At 66.3% G+C, this 19,499-nt stretch carries 19 protein-coding genes; 11 read left to right on the forward strand and 8 right to left on the reverse strand.

The features are described from left to right. Nucleotides 1-10: 10 nt before the first annotated feature. Genes G6N43_RS24375 through prfB form a run of 3 tightly spaced genes read right to left on the reverse strand, consistent with a single transcriptional unit; the run spans nucleotide 11 to nucleotide 2,545 of the window. Nucleotides 11-472, reverse strand: a complete 462-nt coding sequence (locus tag G6N43_RS24375) for an Rv3103c family proline-rich protein (RefSeq protein ID WP_083149270.1) — start codon at nucleotides 470-472, stop codon at nucleotides 11-13. After that, nucleotides 469-1,449 carry a mechanosensitive ion channel family protein gene (locus G6N43_RS24380; protein WP_083149269.1) on the reverse strand — a complete coding sequence of 327 codons (981 nt, stop codon included), beginning with the start codon at nucleotides 1,447-1,449 and terminating at the stop codon, nucleotides 469-471. Before G6N43_RS24380 ends, G6N43_RS24375 begins: the two co-directional genes overlap by 4 nt. Then, on the reverse strand, nucleotides 1,439-2,545 hold the full coding sequence (prfB, locus tag G6N43_RS24385) for a peptide chain release factor 2 (RefSeq protein WP_083149268.1): 1,107 nt from the start codon (nucleotides 2,543-2,545) through the stop codon (nucleotides 1,439-1,441). The genes G6N43_RS24380 and prfB overlap by 11 nt, the downstream gene beginning before the upstream one ends. 162 nt (nucleotides 2,546-2,707) lie before the next feature. Here prfB and G6N43_RS24390 point away from each other — a divergent pair, with 162 nt between their 5' ends. Then, nucleotides 2,708-4,090: an FAD-dependent oxidoreductase gene (locus tag G6N43_RS24390; protein WP_083149267.1), complete on the forward strand. Its 1,383-nt coding sequence runs from the start codon at nucleotides 2,708-2,710 to the stop codon at nucleotides 4,088-4,090. Here the strand turns inward: G6N43_RS24390 and G6N43_RS24395 are convergent. Beyond that, nucleotides 4,084-4,446: a hypothetical protein gene (locus G6N43_RS24395; protein ID WP_083149266.1), complete on the reverse strand. Its 363-nt coding sequence runs from the start codon at nucleotides 4,444-4,446 to the stop codon at nucleotides 4,084-4,086. The genes G6N43_RS24390 and G6N43_RS24395 overlap by 7 nt on opposite strands. A gap of 23 nt (nucleotides 4,447-4,469) precedes the next feature. Here G6N43_RS24395 and hisN point away from each other — a divergent pair, with 23 nt between their 5' ends. Then, on the forward strand, nucleotides 4,470-5,252 hold the full coding sequence (gene hisN, locus G6N43_RS24400; protein WP_083149265.1) for a histidinol-phosphatase: 783 nt from the start codon (nucleotides 4,470-4,472) through the stop codon (nucleotides 5,250-5,252). Here the strand turns inward: hisN and G6N43_RS24405 are convergent. Further along, nucleotides 5,238-5,609, reverse strand: a complete 372-nt coding sequence (locus G6N43_RS24405) for a LytR/AlgR family response regulator transcription factor (RefSeq protein ID WP_083149476.1) — start codon at nucleotides 5,607-5,609, stop codon at nucleotides 5,238-5,240. The two genes, hisN and G6N43_RS24405, sit on opposite strands and share 15 nt — an antisense overlap. Before the next feature lie 55 nt (nucleotides 5,610-5,664). After that, nucleotides 5,665-7,539, reverse strand: coding sequence for a CHASE3 domain-containing protein (locus tag G6N43_RS24410; protein ID WP_083149264.1), 1,875 nt, complete (start codon nucleotides 7,537-7,539; stop codon nucleotides 5,665-5,667). A 157-nt stretch (nucleotides 7,540-7,696) separates the two neighbouring features. On the opposite strand from G6N43_RS24410, the gene G6N43_RS24415 reads away from it, so the two are divergent. Further along, on the forward strand, nucleotides 7,697-9,091 hold the full coding sequence (locus G6N43_RS24415; RefSeq protein ID WP_083149263.1) for an acyl-CoA dehydrogenase family protein: 1,395 nt from the start codon (nucleotides 7,697-7,699) through the stop codon (nucleotides 9,089-9,091). Nucleotides 9,092-9,111: 20 nt separating this feature from the next. After that, nucleotides 9,112-10,326, forward strand: a complete 1,215-nt coding sequence (locus G6N43_RS24420; RefSeq protein ID WP_083149262.1) for an acyl-CoA dehydrogenase family protein — start codon at nucleotides 9,112-9,114, stop codon at nucleotides 10,324-10,326. Nucleotides 10,327-10,334: 8 nt separating this feature from the next. Here G6N43_RS24420 and G6N43_RS24425 read toward each other — a convergent pair whose 3' ends face one another. Together G6N43_RS24425 and G6N43_RS24430 are read right to left on the reverse strand one after the other, a co-directional pair. Then, nucleotides 10,335-11,333 (reverse strand): acrylyl-CoA reductase family protein, encoded by a 999-nt coding sequence (locus tag G6N43_RS24425; RefSeq protein WP_083149475.1) that lies wholly within the window; start codon nucleotides 11,331-11,333, stop codon nucleotides 10,335-10,337. Between the two features lie 100 nt (nucleotides 11,334-11,433). Further along, nucleotides 11,434-12,411 (reverse strand): esterase family protein, encoded by a 978-nt coding sequence (locus G6N43_RS24430; RefSeq protein ID WP_083149261.1) that lies wholly within the window; start codon nucleotides 12,409-12,411, stop codon nucleotides 11,434-11,436. A 280-nt stretch (nucleotides 12,412-12,691) separates the two neighbouring features. Between G6N43_RS24430 and G6N43_RS24435 the strand changes: the two genes are divergently transcribed. From G6N43_RS24435 to G6N43_RS24465, 7 genes are all read left to right on the forward strand, one after another. Continuing rightward, nucleotides 12,692-13,249: a TetR/AcrR family transcriptional regulator gene (locus G6N43_RS24435; protein ID WP_083149260.1), complete on the forward strand. Its 558-nt coding sequence runs from the start codon at nucleotides 12,692-12,694 to the stop codon at nucleotides 13,247-13,249. Nucleotides 13,250-13,393: 144 nt separating this feature from the next. Further along, nucleotides 13,394-14,557: an acyl-CoA dehydrogenase family protein gene (locus G6N43_RS24440; protein ID WP_083149259.1), complete on the forward strand. Its 1,164-nt coding sequence runs from the start codon at nucleotides 13,394-13,396 to the stop codon at nucleotides 14,555-14,557. Nucleotides 14,558-14,569: 12 nt separating this feature from the next. Further along, on the forward strand, nucleotides 14,570-14,959 hold the full coding sequence (locus tag G6N43_RS24445) for a nitroreductase/quinone reductase family protein (protein WP_083149258.1): 390 nt from the start codon (nucleotides 14,570-14,572) through the stop codon (nucleotides 14,957-14,959). 90 nt (nucleotides 14,960-15,049) lie between these two features. Next, complete coding sequence (locus G6N43_RS24450; protein WP_083149257.1) at nucleotides 15,050-16,141, forward strand: homogentisate 1,2-dioxygenase; 1,092 nt, start codon at nucleotides 15,050-15,052, stop codon at nucleotides 16,139-16,141. A gap of 33 nt (nucleotides 16,142-16,174) precedes the next feature. Next, nucleotides 16,175-17,356, forward strand: a complete 1,182-nt coding sequence (locus tag G6N43_RS24455) for an alpha/beta hydrolase (RefSeq protein WP_083149256.1) — start codon at nucleotides 16,175-16,177, stop codon at nucleotides 17,354-17,356. Beyond that, nucleotides 17,353-18,558: a CaiB/BaiF CoA transferase family protein gene (locus G6N43_RS24460; RefSeq protein ID WP_083149255.1), complete on the forward strand. Its 1,206-nt coding sequence runs from the start codon at nucleotides 17,353-17,355 to the stop codon at nucleotides 18,556-18,558. Before G6N43_RS24455 ends, G6N43_RS24460 begins: the two co-directional genes overlap by 4 nt. Beyond that, a complete protein-coding gene (locus G6N43_RS24465) occupies nucleotides 18,555-19,463 on the forward strand; it encodes a hydroxymethylglutaryl-CoA lyase (RefSeq protein ID WP_083149254.1) in 909 nt (302 codons plus the stop codon). The genes G6N43_RS24460 and G6N43_RS24465 overlap by 4 nt, the downstream gene beginning before the upstream one ends. The last annotated feature ends 36 nt before the right edge of the window (nucleotides 19,464-19,499 follow it).

A 19,499-nucleotide genomic window follows, 5' to 3' on the forward strand; every position in this document is an offset into this window, starting at 1 on the left:
ACTCAACGGGCTAGCTGGGCGGAGGCGTCAGCGCCGGGCTGGGCCCGGGCAACGTCGGTGCCGAAGGCAGGGTGATCGGCCCCAGCGGACCCGGACCGTCCGGATCGATCACCGTGCCCTCCGGGGTGGGTTCCGTCGTCGTCGGAGTGGTCGATGTGGGGCTGGTCGGCGACGTCGGGCTGGTGGTGTCCGTCGGGCTGGTGGTGGTCGTCGTCGTGGTCGTGGTGGTCGTGGTCGTGGTCGTGGTTTCCAACGGCTCCTTCGGCAGCCGCACCTGCGTGCGGGGCACCCACGTGTAGTTCGGATCCGGCACGAAGCCCGGCGGTACGACGGCGGGCGTCTGTTCCGGTTGGGGCGGACGCGCGGGCTCGACGTTGTGGTACACCCAGAACAACCCGATGAACGCGACGAGCAGCACCAACGTCGAGACCCGCATCCGGCCCCCGAGCTTGAACTTCAACCAGGACGTCATTTCCGCTCCTCCGGCGGGCCCTGCGTCTCGTCCTCCGCGCCGCCGGACGTCGCCGGGTGCACGATCGCCTCGACCATCGGCGTGCGCCCGTCAGTGGGCGACACGATGCCCGCGCGCCGCAGCGCACGGACCACAAGCACCCGGATGCGGCGGCCCACCTCGAACTGTTTGCCCGGCAACGTGCGGGCCACCATCCGTAGGTTCACGGTGTCCAGTTCGATGCTCTCGACACCCATCAGTTGGGGCGCGTCCAGCAGCAGGGCCCTCAGCCCGGGATCCTCCATCGCCTTTTCGGCCACGCCGTGCAGGACGTCGTTGACGACGTTGAGATCCGCGGACGTCGGCACCGGGATGTCGATGACGGCGCGCGCCCAGTCCTTGGACAGGTTCACCGTCTTCACGATCTGACCATTGGGGATCGTGAACATCTCGCCCTCGCTGGAGCGCAGCTTGGTGACGCGGAGCGTGACGTCCTCCACCGTGCCTTCGGCGGGCAGCGCGATACCGGCGACGGTGAGCGACACCAGGTCACCGAAGCCGTACTGCTTCTCGGTGATGATGAAGAACCCGGAGAGCAGATCCTGCACCAGGCGCTGTGCGCCGAAACCGAGCGCGGCACCCAGCACCGCGGCCGGCGCGACCAGCGAGCCGACCGGGATCGCCAGGATCGAGGTCACCTGCATGATCACGATGACGAACAACAGGGCCACCGATACCCACGAGATCACCGATGCGACGGCCTGGCGGTGCTTGGCACTCTCGGTGCGCACCAGCTGGTCGCTTTCCTGATACTCCGCGTCGATGCGCCGGACGACGCGGCGCGCCGCCCAGTTGATGAACCGCGCGGCCAACAGGCCGCCGATCAGATACAGCGCAATCGGCACGCCGCGCTCGAGGATCCAGATACCCATGCTGCCCTGCCAGAAACCGGTCCACCGGTCGGCGAGGGATAAAGCGATCAGGTTGCTATTCGTCATCTCGTCTGTTGCGCCAACGTATTCCGGCTTCCAGGAAGCCGTCGATATCGCCGTCGAGTACGGCGGCCGGATTGCCGACCTCGTACTCGGTACGCAAGTCCTTAACCATCTGGTAGGGGTGTAACACGTAGGAGCGCATTTGGTTTCCCCACGAGCTTCCGCCGTCGCCCTTCAAGGCATCCATTTCGGCGCGCTCTTCTAAACGCTTGCGTTCCAATAACTTTGCCTGAAGAACCCGCATCGCCGAGACCTTGTTCTGCAGCTGCGACTTCTCGTTCTGACAGGTGACCACGATACCGGTCGGGATGTGTGTGAGTCGAACCGCGGAATCAGTGGTGTTGACCGACTGGCCGCCGGGACCGCTGGATCGGTAGACGTCGACGCGCACGTCGCTTTCCGGAATGTCGATGTGGTCGGTGGTTTCGGTGACGGGCAGCACCTCGACTTCCGCAAACGACGTCTGACGGCGGCCCTGATTGTCGAACGGGCTGATACGCACCAGCCGGTGCGTGCCCTGCTCCACCGACAACGTGCCGTAGGCGAACGGCGCATGCACCGCGAACGTCGCACTCTTGATCCCGGCCTCTTCGGCGTAGGACGTGTCGAACACCTCGACGGGATAGTCGTGCTTCTCCGCCCAGCGGATGTACATCCGCATCAGCATCTCGGCCCAGTCTGCGGCGTCCACACCGCCGGCGCCCGAGCGGATGGTGACCAGCGCCTCGCGCTCGTCGTACTCGCCGGACAACAGCGTGCGGACTTCCATCGCCTCGATGTCCTCGCGCAGCTTCTTCAGCTCGGCGTCCGCCTCGGCGAGCTCGTCGGCCGAACCCTCCTCGGTGGCCAGCTCGTACAGCACCGGAAGGTCGTCGAGGCGCCGGCGGAGATCCTCGACGCGGCGCAGCTCGCCCTGGGTGTGCGACAGCTCGCTGGTGACCTTCTGCGCACGGGACTGGTCGTCCCACAGGTTGGGGTCGGAGGCCTCGTGCTCGAGCTTCTCGATCCGGGATCGCAGGCCATCGACGTCGAGCACCCGCTCCACCGTGGTCAGGGTGGAGTCAAGGGCAGCAAGGTCGGTTTGACGGTCGGGATCCACGGGAGTTCAGGGTACCTGTGCACGATCTGAACATCGTTATCCGTGAGTCACAGCAGACAGACGGGCTGCGCGTTTAGCATCGGTGTTGGCAACCGGCCCGGCCGCGACGCGACAGCCCCTTGCGCGTGGTCGGGCAGCGACAACCTTCAAGCAAAGGTATCCATGCGCCCATATCACGTGGCGATCGTCGGCTCCGGCCCCTCGGGCTACTTCGCTGCCGCGTCGCTTCTGAAATTCGCAGACGCCTCAGAAGAATCAGATGTGCGGGTCGACATGCTCGAGATGCTGCCCACCCCGTGGGGGCTGGTGCGCTCCGGCGTGGCGCCCGACCATCCGAAGATCAAGTCGATCAGCGCGCAGTTCGAGAAGACCGCGTTGGATCCCAGGTTCCGGTTCTTCGGCAACATCGTGGTCGGCGACCACGTGCAGCCGGCCGAACTGGCCGAGCGCTACGACGCGGTGATCTATGCGGTCGGTGCGCAGTCCGACCGGTCGCTGGGCATCCCCGGCGAGGACCTGGACGGCAGTGTGCCCGCCGTGGACTTCGTGGGTTGGTACAACGCGCACCCCGATTTTGCGGATCTTGCGCTCGACTTGTCGTGCCGTCGCGCTGTTGTTATCGGCAACGGCAACGTCGCACTGGACGTGGCGCGGATCCTGGTCACCGACCCCGACGTGCTGGCGACCACCGACATCGCCGACCACGCGTTGAAGTCGCTGCACGACCGCGGCGTCGAAGAAGTCCTCATCATCGGCAGGCGCGGGCCGCTGCAGGCGCCGTTCACCACGTTGGAACTGCGGGAGCTCGGCGCGCTGGAGGGCCTCGGCGACGTCGACGTCATCGTCGACCCGGCGGACTTCGCCGACATCAGCGAGGAGCAGCTGGAGGCGGCGAGCAAGACGGTGCGCAACAACATCAAGGTGCTGCGCGGCTACGCCGAGAAGACGCCCGAAGGTGCCAAGCGCCGGATCGTGTTCCGCTTCTGCACCTCCCCCATCGAGATCAAGGGCGACAAGAAGGTCGAGTCGATCGTGCTCGGGCGCAACGAACTGGTCGAGGAGAACGGCCGCGTGGTCGCCAGGGACACCGGGGAGCGCGAGGAGATTCCGGCCCAGCTGGTGGTGCGCGCCGTCGGTTACCGCGGGGTCGAGTTGAAAGGCCTGCCGTTCGACGGGCGCAGCGGCACCATTCCGCACACCGACGGCCGCATCGAGGGCAGCCGCAACGAGTACGTCGTCGGCTGGATCAAGCGCGGCCCCACCGGCGTCATCGGCAGCAACAAGAGCGACTCGCAGGAGACGGTCGACACCCTGATCGCGGATCTCGCCGTCGCATCACTGGCCGACTTCGGCGACGATCACGCCGAGCGGCTGGCCGAATGGCTGGTGGAGCGACAGCCCAAGGTGATCACCGACGACCACTGGAAGCTGATCGACGAACACGAACGCTCATCCGGTGCGCCGCACGGTCGGCCGCGGGTGAAGCTGACCAGCGTGGCGGAGCTGTTGCGCATCGGCCACGGCTCGATGTCGACGAGTCAGTAGATCTCGGGCCCCGCCGGCGGTGCCTGCGGCGGGGCGGCGGTCGGCGCGAACCGCCAGTTGTCCGGATTCTTCGGCGAATACATCACGGGGAAGAGCTGCGACATCGTGGGCCACTGGTCGACGTCGACCGCCAGGCGTTGGTAGACGACGTGCTCGTCGACGGTGGGGCCGTTGATGACACCGGTGATCGTGACGAACTGCTCGCCGGTGACGCCGTCGGGCCGCGGACTGACACCGGTGACCAGCAGTTGGCCCTGCACCCAGTCGCTGCCCACACCGCGTCGTCGCATGATCCACGGGGCCGCGATTACAAAGAGAACACCGAGCATGACCACGAGCAGCGCGAGTTCCCACACACCGACATGGTAGGACGTGGAGCATGACAAGCATCCGCGATGACATCACCTTTGCGCTGCAACTGGCCGATGCGGCGGATGCGCAGACGCTGGATCGCTTCGGAGCGCTCGATCTGCGCGTCGAGACCAAACCCGACCTCACCCCGGTGACGGATGCCGACCGTTCGGTGGAGGAAATGGTCCGCGAGGCGTTGTCGAGCCAACGGCCCGGCGACGTCGTCCTCGGCGAAGAGTTCGGTGGCACAGCGGTTTTCGAGGGTCGCCAATGGGTCGTCGACCCCATCGACGGAACCAAGAACTTCGTGCGCGGGGTGCCGGTATGGGCCACGTTGATCGCATTGCTCGACGACGGTGTCCCGGTCGTCGGCGTCGTCAGCGCTCCTGCGTTGCAGCGGCGGTGGTGGGCCGGCCGCGGCGAGGGCGCGTTCACATCATTCGGCGGCCAGACCCGCCGTATCTCGGTGTCGGGTGTCGACGACATCGCGTCGGCCAGCCTGTCGTACTCGGACCTCACCACCGGGTGGGATGAGCTGCGGCCACGATTCCTGGAGCTGACCGACGCGGTGTGGCGGGTCCGCGGCTACGGCGATTTCTGGTCGTACTGCCTGGTCGCCGAGGGTTCGGTGGACATAGCCGTCGAGCCCGAGGTGAAGCTGTGGGACCTGGCGGCGCTGGACATCCTGGTACGTGAGGCGGGTGGCACATTCACCAACGTGGCCGGGCAGGCGGGTCCGCACGGCGGTAGCGCCGTCGCCACCAACGGGTTGCTGCACGACGCGGTGCTGGCTTCGTTAGCCCTCAAGTAAGCGACGTATCGCCTCGAGCGACAACTGCTCCTTCGGGACGAAACCCAGCGCCGGGCTGGAGGCGATCAGCTCGCCGTACTCACGCCCGGAATGGGTGGAGGTCAGGATCACGGGCGACGGCGTGGGGCATCCGACGATCTGTTCGGCCAGGTCGAAGCCACTTTCCTTACCGAGTTTGATGTCGACGATCGCGACGTCGGGCTTCTGCTCCTCGATGCACTGCAGCGCCTCGGCGCTGTTGGTCGCGACACCGACGATCGATACGCCCTGCCGACCCAGCAGTTTGGCCGCGATCTCGAGAAAGTCCGGATTGTCATCGATCAGGACGCAGCGCAACGCCTCCGCCCCGTTTTCCATGGCGTCAGTTTGCCTGGCGGCGGTGCCGGCGGTCATTGCAGGTAACCGGAATTCGTCAGGCCTGCCCGTTGAGCGGGACGGCGATACGCAAGGTGGTGCCCGCACCCGGCGGGCTGTCGACGGTCAGGGATCCACCGAGCGCCTCGACCCGGTCGACCAGCCCGATGAGGCCCGACCCTCGCGACGGATCCGCACCGCCGGCTCCGTCGTCGTGGATCGTCATCAGCAGGTGATCGTCCTGCACGACGGCGCTGAGATCGATGAACGATGCTCCGGCATGCTTGGCGACGTTGGTCATCGATTCCGCCGCCACGTAGTACGCCGCCGCTTCGATCGCCGGCGGCAGGCGGTTCGCGACCTGCAGATCCAACTCGACCGGCACGCTGGACCGTCGGGACAGGCTTCGGAGTGCAGGTCCGAGGCCGCCCTCGGACAGGATCGCCGGATGGATACCGCGGGAGACTTCCCGCAACTCCTCGACGGCATCGATCAGACCCGCGTGCACAGCCGCCACCGGCTCCCGGAGTTCCGACGCCTCGGGAAGGTCGACGTCCACCGTGCGCAGCTTCAGTGCGAGGGTGACGAGGCGCTGTTGGATCCCGTCGTGCAGATCGCGCTCGATGCGTCGCCGCGACTCGTCAGCCGCCGCGACGATGCGCGCCCGCGACGCCATCAGGTCGGCGCGCGCCTGTGCGTTCGCGATGGCGGTTGCGACCAGGTCGGTGAATTCCGCCATCCGGATTTCCGTGTCGTCCGGCAGCGGACGGTCGATCGCCGACAGCGCGGTGATCGCGCCCCACTCCATCCCGCCCACGGTGATCGGCGCGCCGACCGCGGAGTAGGTGCCCGCGGGCAGGTACGGTGGCGCGACTTCCGTACGCCGCGCGGGCATACCGGTTCGTCGCACATGTGCGGCGACGGTGGTGTCAATCGAAATCCGTTCGCCCACCGTGACGGGATCGTGTGTGTGCGGCCATGCCCCGCAGACCGTGGCAGTGCCGTCTGATTCGAACCGCAGGAGCCGGGCGATGTCGGCGCCCACCAGCAATCCGATTTCGTCGGTGACCGCAGCGAAGACCTCACTCGCGGGCCTGCCCTCGGCGACGAGCGTCGCGACATGCCGCAGCGCCGTCTGCTCGTCATTGAGCCGGGCCAGCTCATCGCGGTGATCCTTGAGCGACTCGGCCATCGTGTTGAAATTGCTTTCCAGAACCCCGATTTCGGCATTTCCGGTCTGAGGAACGCGCGCTTCCAGGTCACCCGACGACAACCGCTCGGCCATGCGGGCGGTGCGCCGAACCGGGTTGACGACCGACCGTCCCAGGTACACCGCGCTCACGACAGTGACCAACACCGTCACGATGAGGCCGACGCCCGCCACCGCAACGGCGCGTTGATAGAGCAGCTCCGCCTTTTCCTGTTGCTCGCGGCTCTGCACCGTTTCGGCCGCCAGATATTCCTCCAGCTGCCTTCGCAATTCGTCCATCCGCCGCTTGCCCTCTTCCGTCACGGCGGGGTCTCGCACCCACGGCTCTCCGCGCCGTGCGGCCGTCACCAAAGGAATCGAGTAGTCGTTGACATACGACAGCGCGTTGCGCTGAAGTTCCTCGGCCTGCGGGACCTGTTCCGGATCGTCGACGATGTCGCGCAGCGTCGCCAGGCGGCCAGGGATGCGTTGCCTGCCGACTTCCCAGGGCCCGAGAAAGGTGCTGTCACCGGTGAGCAGGTAGCCGCGTGCGGCGGTCTCCATATCGATGAGCGATCGGCGCACATCGCGGGCGGCGAATGACTCCTCCGCGGAGTTGACGGCGACGGCCCGGGCGTCGTCCACGCCCGACATCGCAGAGAGCAGGAACAAGAACGACGAGGCGAGGATCACGGCGAGGATCACGGCTACCACCACGACTCGCGTGATCAGTCCGCCTCGCACGCCGGCTCACCTCGGATTCCGGAATTGTTGCAGGTGAGTATGCCGCGCTTCGGGCGACTATGTGCGGTGGGCAACAGTTCCGGCGGCTTTGGCTCCCGAGCCGCGCATACCTTACTCTGGAGTCAGTTCCGCGAACTCTCATAGCGAGGCAGCTGACATGACGAACACCCTGCCGTCGAAAAACGGTTCCGCTCCGCGGCCCAAGCGGGGTAAGGAAAGTGCCGTCGGTCTGCGCAAACACAGGCGCACCCCGACCGATGTCGGCCTGGCGATCGTGACGCCGCTGGTCGGCCAGGACTTCCTCGACCGCTACAACCTGCGGGGGCCGCTCAACCGCGGTCTGAAGTACGGCGTGAAGCAGGTGTTCTCCGTTGCGGGTGCGGCCAATCGGCAGTTCAAGCGTGTCTCCGGCGCGCAGAGCGGGCCGACGCGGCTGAAGAAGAGCGGCTCCGACTATTTCGACCTGACGCCGGACGACGAACAGCAGATGATCGTCGACACAGTGAGCGAGTTCGCCTCAGAGGTCATCCGCCCCGCGGCCCGCGAATGCGACGAATCCGCCTCCTATCCGGAGAACCTCGTCAGCAAGGCCACCGAGCTCGGCATCACCGCGATCAACGTGCCCGAGGATTTCGACGGCATCGCGGCGCACCGCGCGGCGGTCACCAATGTCCTTGTCGCCGAGGCATTGGCGTACGGAGACATGGGGCTGGCGCTGCCGATCCTGGCGCCCGCAGGCGTCGCGTCGGCCCTGACCCATTGGGGCAGCGCCGATCAGCAGGCGACGTACCTGAAGGAGTTCGCAGGCGAGCACGTGCCGCAGGCCTGTGTGGCGATCGCCGAACCGCATCCGCTCTTCGATCCGACCGCGCTGAAGACGACGGCCACGCGCACCCCCAGCGGCTACCGGCTCGACGGTGTGAAGTCGTTGGTGCCGGCGGCCGCGAACGCCGAATTGTTCATCGTGGCAGCGCAATTGAACGGAAAGCCGGCACTCTTCATCGTCGAGTCGTCGTCGCACGGCGTGTCCGTCACGCCGGACCCGAGCATGGGCATCCGAGCGGCGGCACTGGGACAGGTCGAGCTCGACCACGTCACGGTCCCGCTGTCGGCGCGCCTCGGCGCCGACGGTGCGACCGATGAGGACTACTCGGAGGCCATCGCGCTCGCCCGTCTCGGCTGGGCGGCGCTGGCCGTCGGCACGGCGCATGCGGTGCTCGACTACGTCGTGCCGTACGTGAAGGAACGCCACGCGTTCGGCGAGCCGATCGCACATCGCCAGGCGGTGGCGTTCATGTGCGCCAACATGGCGATCGAGTTCGACGGTTTGCGGTTGATCACCTGGCGGGGCGCATCGCGCGCCGATCAGGGTCTGCCGTTCGCCCGGGAAGCGGCGCTGGCGAAGCGGCTCGGCACCGACAAGGGCATGCAGATCGGGCTGGACGGTGTGCAGCTGCTCGGCGGCCACGGCTACACCAAGGAACACCCCGTCGAACGCTGGTACCGCGACCTGCGCGCAATCGGAGTCGCCGAGGGCGTCGTCGTCATCTAAGACCTACCGAAAGACGGATCATGGCAATCAATCTGGAGCTGCCCCGCAAGCTCGAAGCGGTGATAGAGAAGGCGCACCAGGGTGCCGCCGAGATGTTGCGACCGATCTCCCGTAAGTGGGATCTGCGCGAGCACGAGTATCCGGTCGAACTCGACACGCTGGCCACGCTGTTCGAAGGGATCTCGCAGGCCAACGCGATCGCGTTCGCCGGCGCCGAGGCGTTCGCGGCCAGCGACGAGACCAAGGACTCCAACCATAACGGCGCGAACATGTCGGCCGTGCTCAACGTGATGGAAATCAGTTGGGGCGACGTTGCGTTGATGCTGTCGGTGCCTCGTCAGGGCCTCGGCAACGCAGCGATCTCGTCCGTCGCCACCAAGGAGCAGTTGGAGCGGTTCGGCAAGGACATCTGGGCCGCGATGGCGATCACCGAGCCGGGCTTCGGCTCGGACTCGGCGGCCGTGACGACGACGGCGAAGCTCGACGGCGACGAGTACGTCATCAACGGCGAGAAGATCTTCGTCACCGCCGGATCCCGCGCCACGCACATCGTGGTGTGGGCGACGCTGGACAAGTCGTTGGGCCGCGCGGCGATCAAATCGTTCGTCGTGCCGCGTGAGCATCCCGGCGTCACCGTCGAGCGACTCGAGGACAAGCTCGGCATCAAAGCGTCCGACACCGCGGTGATCCGCTTCGACAACGTGCGCATCCCCAAGGAGAACCTGCTCGGCAGCCCGGAGATCCAGGTGGAGAAGGGCTTTGCCGGGGTGATGGAGACCTTCGACAACACCCGTCCCGTGGTGGCGGCGATGGCCGTCGGCATCGCCCGCGCCGCGCTCGAGGAGCTGCGCAAGATCCTCACCGAGGCAGGGGTCGAGATCTCCTACGACAAGCCCTCACACGCGCAGAGCGCGCCCGCCGCGGAGTTCCTGCGGATGGAATCCGACTGGGAGGCCGCGTATCTGCTGATGGTGCGCTCGGCATGGCAGGCCGACAACGACATTCCGAACTCCAAGGAAGCGTCGATGGGCAAGGCCAAGGCCGCCCGCGTCGCCAGCGATATCACGCTCAAAGCCGTCGAATTGGCAGGCACCGTCGGCTATTCCGAGCAGACGCTGCTGGAGAAGTGGGCGCGCGACAGCAAAATCCTCGACATCTTCGAAGGCACGCAACAGATTCAGCTGCTGGTGGTGGCTCGTCGTCTATTGGGGCTGTCGTCGTCCGAACTGAAGTAGCACGCCGATCAGAAGCCGTCGTGCACCACGACGCGCGTCCGACCGGTGACGCCGCCGCCGATGATGGTGCGCAGTGTGTGCGGCGCCTCGAGCACCGACACGTCCTTGGTGATCTCGCCGAGGTGGCGCGGCTTGAGTTCGCCAGCGAGCTGATGCCACACGTCGCGCCGCGCGTCGATCGGCAGCTGCACCGAGTCGATTCCCACGAGGGTGACACCCCGCAGGATGAACGGCATCACCGTCGTCGGCAGGTCAGCCGATCGGGCCAGACCTGAGATCGCGGCTGTACCACCGTAATTCAACGTGCTCAGCGCGTACGCCAACGTGTCACCGCCGACGCTGTCGACCACGGCCGCCCATTGCGACTTGCCGAGCGGCCTGATCTTCTCGCCCTCGGCAGGCAGCCGTCCGATCACCTGGTAGGCACCCAGCCCCATCAGCCAGTCGTGGGCCTCCGACTTACCCGTCGAGGCGACCACCTCGTAGCCGAGACCGGCCAGCAGGTCGACGCTGACGCTGCCCACTCCTCCGGTCGCGCCGGTGACCAGAATCGGACCGTCCGCCGGCTGCACGCCCGCCGCGCGAATCGCGTCGACGCTCATGGCGGCGGTGAACCCCGCGGTACCGATGGCGGCCGCCTCGGCCGTCGTCAACTCGTCGAGCTTCACCAGATAGTCGGCCGGGTAGCGAGCGGTGTCGGCGTAGCCGCCGTGGCGCCCGGTGCCGATGTCGTACCCATGGGCGACGACGCGGTCGCCGACGGCGAAGTCCGGCGACGAGCTGACCGTCACCGTCCCGGCGACATCGATACCGGGTATCAGCGGATACTCCCGCGCGACACCGCCTTTCGGCGTGATCGCCAGGGCGTCCTTGTAGTTGATGCTCGAGTACTCGACGGCGATCTGGACGTCACCGTCCGGCAGGAAGGACGTGTCGACGACCTCGTGCTGCAGCGTGATGTTGCCTTCGGCGTCCTGGTGTGCGACCAGTGCATTGACTTCAGCCATGCCGCCCATTTTCACCTGGGCCCACACCGAAGGTAGGGGAATGCAAAGGTCCCCGATCACCCGGGCGAACCGAGTGTCGGGGACCTTGCGACTTACGGCGTCAGCTGCCGAGGTGCTCGATCAGGTCGGGCTTCATCTGCTGAAGCTGTTGACCCCAGTACTCCCAGCTGTGCGTGCCGTAAGGCGGGAAGTTGAACACCGCGTTGTGACCGCCCGCGGCGATGTAGTTGTCGCGGAACGTCTCGTTGGTCCGGATCGTCAGACCCTCGAGGAACTCGGCGGGCACGTTCGCGCCGCCCAGCTCGTTCGGCGTGCCGTTACCGCAGTAGACCCAAAGGCGCGTGTTGTTGGCCACCAGCGCAGGGATCTGCAGCATCGGGTCGTTGCGCTTCCAGGCGCTGTTCGGGTCTTCGGTCGGGCCCCACATGTCGTTGGCCTTGAATCCGCCCGCATCACCCATCGCCATGTTGATCAGGAACGGCCAGCTGCCCTCAGAGGGGTTGAGGAACGCCGACAGCGCGCCCGCGTAGACGAACTGCTGCGGGTGGTACACCGACAGGATCATCGCCGAGTTGCCCGACATCGACAGGCCGACGGCGGCGTTACCCGTCGTGGACACGCCACGTTCAGAGGCCAGCCACTGCGGCAGCTCGCTGGTCAGGAACGTCTCCCACTTATAGGTCTGGCAGCCGTTCTTGCCGCAGGCCGGGGCGTACCAGTCGGAGTAGAAGCTCGACTGACCGCCGACGGGCATGATGATCGACAACGGGGTCTCGTAGAACCACTCGAACGCCTGGGTCTCGAGGTCCCAGCCGTTGAAGTCATCGCGGGCGCGCAGGCCGTCCAGGAGGTACACGGCCTTCGAGCCGGTGCCCTTCTGGAATTGAACCTTGATATCGCGGCCCATCGACGGCGAGGGGACCATGAGGTACTCCACCGGCAGGCCCGGCCGCGAGAACGCCCCAGCGGTCGCTGTCTGCCCGGTGAGACCGAGGACGCCCGGTAGGAGTACTGCCGCTACGGCAGCCACCACAAATCGGCGCGCCCAGGGACCTCGAAACTTGTCAACGAAGCTCATACTGCAAACCCATCCATCTTCCGGTTTCCGCATGCCTTTTCCCGCGATCGAGCGATCGCTATCGACAGCGCAGCATTGTATTCACCGCGTTGTCGTGCCCGCTCGACTGAGCCCGGTGGCCATTGAGCGGACCGAGAAAATTTCAGTTGTCGCGTGTGCAGTAAAACATGCTGCCAGCAACGGAGAAAGTCCGACGGGCATCGGTCGTGAGATTCCTGTGAACATTGTGGTTAACGCCGACGTCAGCGTGACCGGCCCTTCGCGTCGTAGGCTGCGGGGTATGGCAAAGTCCCGCGGCCCCCGCCTGGCCGTGGACGACTGGATTCAGGCGGGCTACGCGATTCTTGCCGAAGAAGGCATCAAATCGCTCAAGATCGATCGGTTGTGTAGCCGGCTCGGCGTCACCAAAGGCAGCTTTTACTGGCATTTCACCGATATCGCGAGCTATCGCATCGCGCTTGTCGACGCATGGGGCGCCTCGCGCGACGAGGAACGGCGCCACTTCGAGAGCCCCGCTGACGTCCCGCCGCGGGAGCGGCTCTCGCAAATGATGACGACGCTGGTTGAGGCGCGTCATTGGACGCTTGAACGGGCCATGCGGGAGTGGGCCCGCACCGACGCGGCGGTCGCGGCAAGCGTGCGCGCCGCGGACCGGCGGGTACTGGCCGCTGTGCGCAAGGCCTTTCTGGATTACGGGTTCGATGCCGACGAGGCCGACCTGCGCGCGTCGGCGACATTCGCGGCCGGGATCGGGTTTCTGCATCTGTCTGGGCCGAAGCCGATTGCGCGAGGGGCGGCCCAGCGAGAACGCTTCCTCGACATCATGCTGACGCGATGAGTTCCCCTGCTGTTCGCCGAGACTGCTAAAGGATCGCGACTCGACTCGACTTCGCGATCTGGCTGGGCCCCCGCGAAGCTGGGGACAGTTCGGCGCTAATGCGCGCCCAGTTTCCGTACTAAATAGTATGGTAGCGTCGCCGTCGTGACGTCGGTCAAGATCACCCCGACCATCTCCCCCGAGTTCGTCGCCCGGTTGGCCGAACGTGCGCAGGAAGCCGAACAACTTCGACGGCTACCCGCCGAAACATTGGCCGACCTCACCGCATCCGGCTTTACCGACCTGCTGAAACCCGCCCGCTTCGGCGGTGCGCAGGCCGACTTTCCCGCGATCCTCGATCCGGTTCGCCGGATGGCGCACGGCTGCGCGTCGAGCGCATGGACCATCGGCTTCTACGCACTGCACAACTGGATGCTCGCCCTTTTCGACGAGCGTGCCCAGGAGGAGGCGTTCGCCACGCGTCCGTTCCTCGCGCCCGCGCCGCTGGCGCCGACGGGTCGTGGGGTCCCATCAGGCAACGGCATCCGGCTGACCGGCCGGTGGTCGTGGGCGACGGGCGTGATGGACGGCAACTGGATCATGGTGGGCGCACTCTGCGGCCCCGACGATGCGATATATCCGGCGTTGGCGCTGCTGCCGATGTCCGATGCCCGCATCGAGGACGTCTGGCACACCGACGGCATGCGGGCCACCGGATCCAATGACGTCGTCATCACCGATGCGTTCGTGCCGGAGCACCGGCTCGTCCGGGTCACCGACATCTATTCCGGCAGCGCACCGGGCGCCGCACTGCATGACTCCAATACCTATCGGTGGCCGATGGTGCCTGCGCTGTCGTTGTTGGCGGCGATGCCTGCACTTGGCAGCGCCGAACGCGTCGCCGAGATCTTCGCCGAGCGACTCGGCGAGCGCGTCCTCGCCTACGAGGGTGTCGCCCAGAAGGACAAAGCGATCGCGCAGGCGCGCCTCGGCGAGGCGCGGGTCCGGCTTCGCGCACTGCGAGGACTGCTCAGGGACACCGTCGCCGGCATCGAAACCGTCGTCGCCTCAGGCGACCCCGTATCCAAGCCGGTGCGTGCCGATGCCCGGCTGGCGGCAGCGCATATCGTGCACGAGTCACGCGCAGTGATCGGCGATCTGCTCGAAGCATCGGGCGCCAGCGTGCACTTCACCGACAACCCCCTTCAGCGCTTCAAGCGCGACGTCGATGTCATTGCCGGTCACGTGGTGTTCGACTACGACACCAGTCGCGAGCTTGCCGGGGCACTCACACTGGGTATGAAGGTCTCGCGCATCGCAATGATCTGAGGAAGGGACACCATGGCCGACGATCTACGTGACCGGATCACGAAGGCGTTCCAGAAGAACGGCGTGAACCGCGTTTTGCGGCTGATGCCGTTCCAGACTCTGCTCGAGACCACCGGACGTAAGTCGGGCCAGCCCCGCCGGACTCCCCTGGGTGGACGCCTCGAGGGCAACCAGTTCTGGTTCGTGTCGGAGTTCGGCGAAAAGTCGCAGTACGTCAAGAACATTGAGGCCAATCCCAGGGTCCGCGTCCGACTGAACGGGAAGTGGCACAGCGGCACCGCCCACCTGCTTCCCGACGACGACGCGCACGCTCGGTTGCGCTCCCTTCCACAGATCAACAGCTTCGGCGTGCGGACCTTCGGGACCAACCTGCTGACCATCCGGGTGGACCTGGTCGATTGAGTCCGGGGGTTGACCCTGCCACAGAAGTAAAACTAATGTCAGTTTTAGTTCAGATCTGATTCGAAGCGCCCCGTTGTCGATGGAGACACCATGGAATCCTTTGTTCACCTGCGGAAAGGGCGCACTCCCCGGCGCCTGCACGCCGATCTGGACGGCCTGAAGGACGACGAACTCGGCCGCGGCGGCTTCACCGGCCGCACCGCGAACATGTATCGCCGCAACGACCCGACGGCGTATCGCTCGGTCGGGCCGCTGCGTCCCGTCGACGTGTTGTCCTCGGAGCTCAAGCCCAGCGATGCCAGCGATGCCGCGGGCGGTCCCCTGCTGATGTTCAGCAATGCCGATTGCCTCGTCCTGTTGTCGCGGCGCACCGAACCGATGCCGTTCTATGTCCGCTATGTCGACGGGGATCTCCTCAACTTCGTACACAAGGGGTCGGGTCTGCTGGAGACGGAGTTCGGGCCGCTGCGCTACCGCGAGGGTGACTGGGTCTACATCCCCAAGGCGTGCACGTTCCGCCAGGTGCCCGACGAAGAGTCAACGCTGTTGATGATTCAGGCCACCGACGAGTTCCGGGTGCCGTCGCCCGGCTACCTCGGACGCCACTTCCCGTTCGACCCGTCGCAGGCCGTCATCCCGGAGCCGGCGCCGATCGACGATGACGGTCGCGATGAGTACGAGGTCCGGCTGATCCACGAGGGCGGCCCTACAACGCTGTATTACCAACACAATCCGCTCGACGTGGAGGGCTGGCGCGGCGACAACTTCCCGTTCACCTTCAACATCGCCGACTACAACGTGGTGACGTCGAACAGCGTGCACCTGCCGCCGACGGTGCACCTGTTCATGGAGGCCACCGGCGTCTACGTGATGAACTTCCTGCCCAAGCCCGCCGAAAGCGTGCCGGGCACCGAGCGCACACCGTGGTATCACCGCAACGTCGACTACGACGAGATCGCGTTCTTCCACGGCGGATCCCTCTACGGCATTCCGATGCCACCCGGCCTGGTGTCCCATGCGCCGCAAGGGGTTCACCACGGCGCTCCCGAGAAGGCCCGCGAGCGCGCCCGGCGCAAGTTCGACGACTACGACAGCGTCGACTGGTCTGTGATCGCCATCGACACCCGACGTCGGTTGGTTCCGTCGGAAGAGGTCCTCGCGAACGACCTGGGTCAGCATTAGATACGCGGCCGCGCGAAGAAACGAGAGTATTGAATGACCACTGCTGTGAAGCACGAGTACGACCGGATCCCGTATCTCGTGGCATACCAGAACAATTCGGGTGTTCGCGACGTGTACGGCGGTGTCGCCGAACTCGTCGTCCTCGAAAGCCACCTGCTGCGACCGAAGGGCAAGCCGTCCGACACCGTGCTCGTGTTCATGCACCCCATCGGGGGCGGCGCGTACCTGCCGATGATGAATGCGCTTGCGCGCGCGGGACATCACGTCATCTACTGCAACAGCCGGTTCCGCGGCACCGACTCCGCGCTGCTGATGGAGAAGGTGGTCGAGGACCTCGGCGAGTGCATCAAGGACGCGAAGAACCGACTGGGCTACGAGAAGGTGGTCCTCGCGGGCTGGAGTGGTGGCGGTTCGCTGTCGGTGTTCTATCAGCAGCAGGCCCAGAACCCCACCGTCACGGCCAGCCCGTCCGGTGACGGTCCCGACCTCACCAAGCTCGGCCTGATCCCTGCCGACGGGATCATGCTGCTGGCGGCGCACGTCAGCCGCCACGGCACGCTGACCGAGTGGCTGGACGCGTCGATTCTCGACGAGACCGACCCGTCCAAACGCGACCCCGAGTTGGACCTGTACAACCCGGACAACCCGAACCAACCGCCGTACACGCCCGAGTTCCTGGAGCGCTACCGTGCGGCGCAGATCGCCCGCAATCGCCGAATCACCAAGTGGGTCAAGGAGAAACTGACCGAATTGAAGGCGCAGGGCCGACCCGATGACGAGTTCGCATTCGTTGTACACGGGACCATGGCCGACCCGCGGTGGCTCGACCCCACCGTCGATCCGAACGAACGCACCCCCGGACAGTGCTATCTCGGCGATCCTCGGGTGGTGAACAACAGCCCCGTCGGACTGGCCCGATTCTGCACGCTGCGCAGTTGGCTGTCGCAGTGGAGCTACGACGACGCCAACGGCGACGCCGTCAAGTGCGGCCCCGACATCGCGGTGCCCGCGCTGGTCATCGGTAACCTCGCCGACGACGCCTGTACGCCCAGCCACACACAGCGGCTTTTCAGCGCGATCGGGCATACCGACAAGGAGATGTACGAAATCCCCGGCGCCAACCACTACTACTCCGGACCGGAGCAGCGCGGGACGCTCCGCCAGGCCGTCGACATCTGCACCGACTGGCTGCACAGGCACGAGTTCTCGAAATGAGCGTCACCGGCCCACTTGACGGCATCCGGGTCATCGAGGTCGGCACGCTGATCTCGGGACCGTTCGCGGGCCGACTCCTCGGCGACATGGGAGCCGAGGTCATCAAGATCGAGCCGCCGGGTGCGCCCGACCCGTTACGCACCTGGGGCCAGGCCGAACTCGACGGCCACCACTTCTTCTGGACGGTGCACGCGCGCAACAAGAAAGCCGTCACGCTGAACCTGCGCGAGGCTGCGGGACGCGAACTGTTCCTCGATCTCGTCGAGCGCTCCGACATCATCGTCGAGAACTTCCGGCCCGGAACGTTGGAGAAGTGGAACCTCGGCTACGACGTGCTGCGCGAGCGCAACAAGGGAATCATTTTGGTGCGGGTCTCCGGATACGGGCAGACCGGTCCAGAGGCGCACAAAGCCGGCTACGCGTCGGTCGCGGAGGCGGCCAGCGGCCTGCGCCACATGAACGGGTTTCCCGGTGGTCCGCCCCCGCGCCTCGCGCTGTCGCTGGGCGACAGCCTGGCGGGCATGTTCGCCGCCCAGGGCGCGCTGGCCGCACTGTATCGACGCACCGTCACCGGCGAGGGGCAGGTGGTCGACGCGGCGCTCACCGAATCCTGTTTGGCCGTACAGGAGTCCACGATTCCGGACTATGATGTGGGCGGCGTGGTGCGCGGGCCGTCCGGCACACGCCTCGAGGGTATCGCCCCGTCGAACATCTACCCGACCGCCGACGGCAGCTGGGTCGTCATCGCGGCCAACCAGGACACCGTGTTCCGCAGGCTGTGCGCCGCGATGGGACAACCCGAGCTCGCCACCGACGAACGGTTCGTCAATCACGTTGCACGCGGCCGCAATCAGGATGAGCTCGACAAGATAATCGGCGACTGGGCGGCTACCCGTCAGCCCGCTGACATCATCGCCACCCTCTCGGAGGCCGGGGTGATCAGCGGGCCGATCAATACCGTCGCCGAGGTCGTCGAGGATCCGCAGCTGAACGCCCGCGGGATGATCGCCGACCACTGGGATGAACGTGTCGGACGAAACATCAAGGGGCCCGGTGTCGTACCGGTGCTGTCGGAGACCCCGGGGACCATCCGCAACGCCGGTCCCGCCCGCCCTGGCCAGCACAACGAAGACATCTACCGCGGCCTGCTCGGCCGCACCGACGCCGAGCTCGCCCAGCTGCGGGAGGAGGGTGTGGTATGACCGCACTACCGGCGCACGTCGGCATTCGCGACGTGTCACTGCGCGACGGACTCCAGATCGAGGATCCGATTCCGTTGTCGGCCAAGCTCGAAATGCTCGCCGCCATCGCCGCCACCGGCGTCAAGGAGATGGAGGCGACGGCGTTCGTCTCACCATCGAAGGTGCCCGCCCTGGCCGACGCGGCCGACCTCGCCGCCGAGCTGCACAACTTTCCCGACATCGAATTCTCGGCACTGGTGGCCAGTCCCAACGGGGCCAAGCGCGCGATCGCCGCAGGACTGCGATCGATCGAGTACGTGGTGTCCGCCGCCGACGGCCACAGCCGTTCCAACGTCGGCCGGTCCACCGCCGAGGCGACGGCGCAGATCCCCGAGATCGTCGCGATCGCCCACGACAGCGGCGTGTCCGTCGAGGTCATCGTCGCCACCGCGTGGGACTGCCCCTTCGACGGCCCGACACCGCCGCGGCGTGTGCTCGATATCGTGGCGGCAGCCTGCGACAACGGCGTCGACCGTCTGGCGATCGCCGATACCATCGGCACCACCACACCGCGGCGGGTCAGCGATCTGGTCGCGCTCGTCCGACCGCGGATCGGCGACATCCCGCTGGGGGCACACTTCCACAACACCCGTGGCGCCGGTCTGGCCAGCGCCTATGCGGCGGTCGAGGCGGGTATCACCCGGCTCGACGCCTCGGTCGGCGGGCTCGGCGGCTGTCCGTTCGCACCTGGCGCCAGCGGCAACATCGCGATGGAGGACCTGGTCTACCTGTTACGCGACAGCGGAATTAGCGTCGACGTCGACCTGCAGGCGGCCATCGAAGCCGCGCGCGTCGCACAGAACGCCGTCGGACATGACCTGCCGAGCTCGCTGCTGCGGGCAGGCGACCGGATTCTGATTCCATGAAAGCTCGCGCCCTCGTCACGCGTGTAACGCCATGGC

Origin of the sequence: Mycolicibacterium moriokaense (genome assembly GCF_010726085.1) — a bacterium.
GTDB classification, from domain to species: domain Bacteria; phylum Actinomycetota; class Actinomycetes; order Mycobacteriales; family Mycobacteriaceae; genus Mycobacterium; species Mycobacterium moriokaense.

Coding starts and splice junctions, on each gene's coding strand:
- G6N43_RS24425 (WP_083149475.1), bottom strand. CDS start 11,333: ATGGCTGAAGTCAATGCACTGGTCGCACACCAGGACGCCGAAGGCAAC.
- G6N43_RS24375 (WP_083149270.1), bottom strand. CDS start 472: ATGACGTCCTGGTTGAAGTTCAAGCTCGGGGGCCGGATGCGGGTCTCG.
- G6N43_RS24430 (WP_083149261.1), bottom strand. CDS start 12,411: ATGAGCTTCGTTGACAAGTTTCGAGGTCCCTGGGCGCGCCGATTTGTG.
- hisN (WP_083149265.1), top strand. CDS start 4,470: ATGACAAGCATCCGCGATGACATCACCTTTGCGCTGCAACTGGCCGAT.
- G6N43_RS24390 (WP_083149267.1), top strand. CDS start 2,708: ATGCGCCCATATCACGTGGCGATCGTCGGCTCCGGCCCCTCGGGCTAC.
- G6N43_RS24445 (WP_083149258.1), top strand. CDS start 14,570: ATGGCCGACGATCTACGTGACCGGATCACGAAGGCGTTCCAGAAGAAC.
- G6N43_RS24450 (WP_083149257.1), top strand. CDS start 15,050: ATGGAATCCTTTGTTCACCTGCGGAAAGGGCGCACTCCCCGGCGCCTG.
- G6N43_RS24420 (WP_083149262.1), top strand. CDS start 9,112: ATGGCAATCAATCTGGAGCTGCCCCGCAAGCTCGAAGCGGTGATAGAG.
- G6N43_RS24435 (WP_083149260.1), top strand. CDS start 12,692: ATGGCAAAGTCCCGCGGCCCCCGCCTGGCCGTGGACGACTGGATTCAG.
- G6N43_RS24415 (WP_083149263.1), top strand. CDS start 7,697: ATGACGAACACCCTGCCGTCGAAAAACGGTTCCGCTCCGCGGCCCAAG.
- G6N43_RS24405 (WP_083149476.1), bottom strand. CDS start 5,609: ATGGAAAACGGGGCGGAGGCGTTGCGCTGCGTCCTGATCGATGACAAT.
- G6N43_RS24380 (WP_083149269.1), bottom strand. CDS start 1,449: ATGACGAATAGCAACCTGATCGCTTTATCCCTCGCCGACCGGTGGACC.
- G6N43_RS24460 (WP_083149255.1), top strand. CDS start 17,353: ATGAGCGTCACCGGCCCACTTGACGGCATCCGGGTCATCGAGGTCGGC.
- G6N43_RS24455 (WP_083149256.1), top strand. CDS start 16,175: ATGACCACTGCTGTGAAGCACGAGTACGACCGGATCCCGTATCTCGTG.
- G6N43_RS24465 (WP_083149254.1), top strand. CDS start 18,555: ATGACCGCACTACCGGCGCACGTCGGCATTCGCGACGTGTCACTGCGC.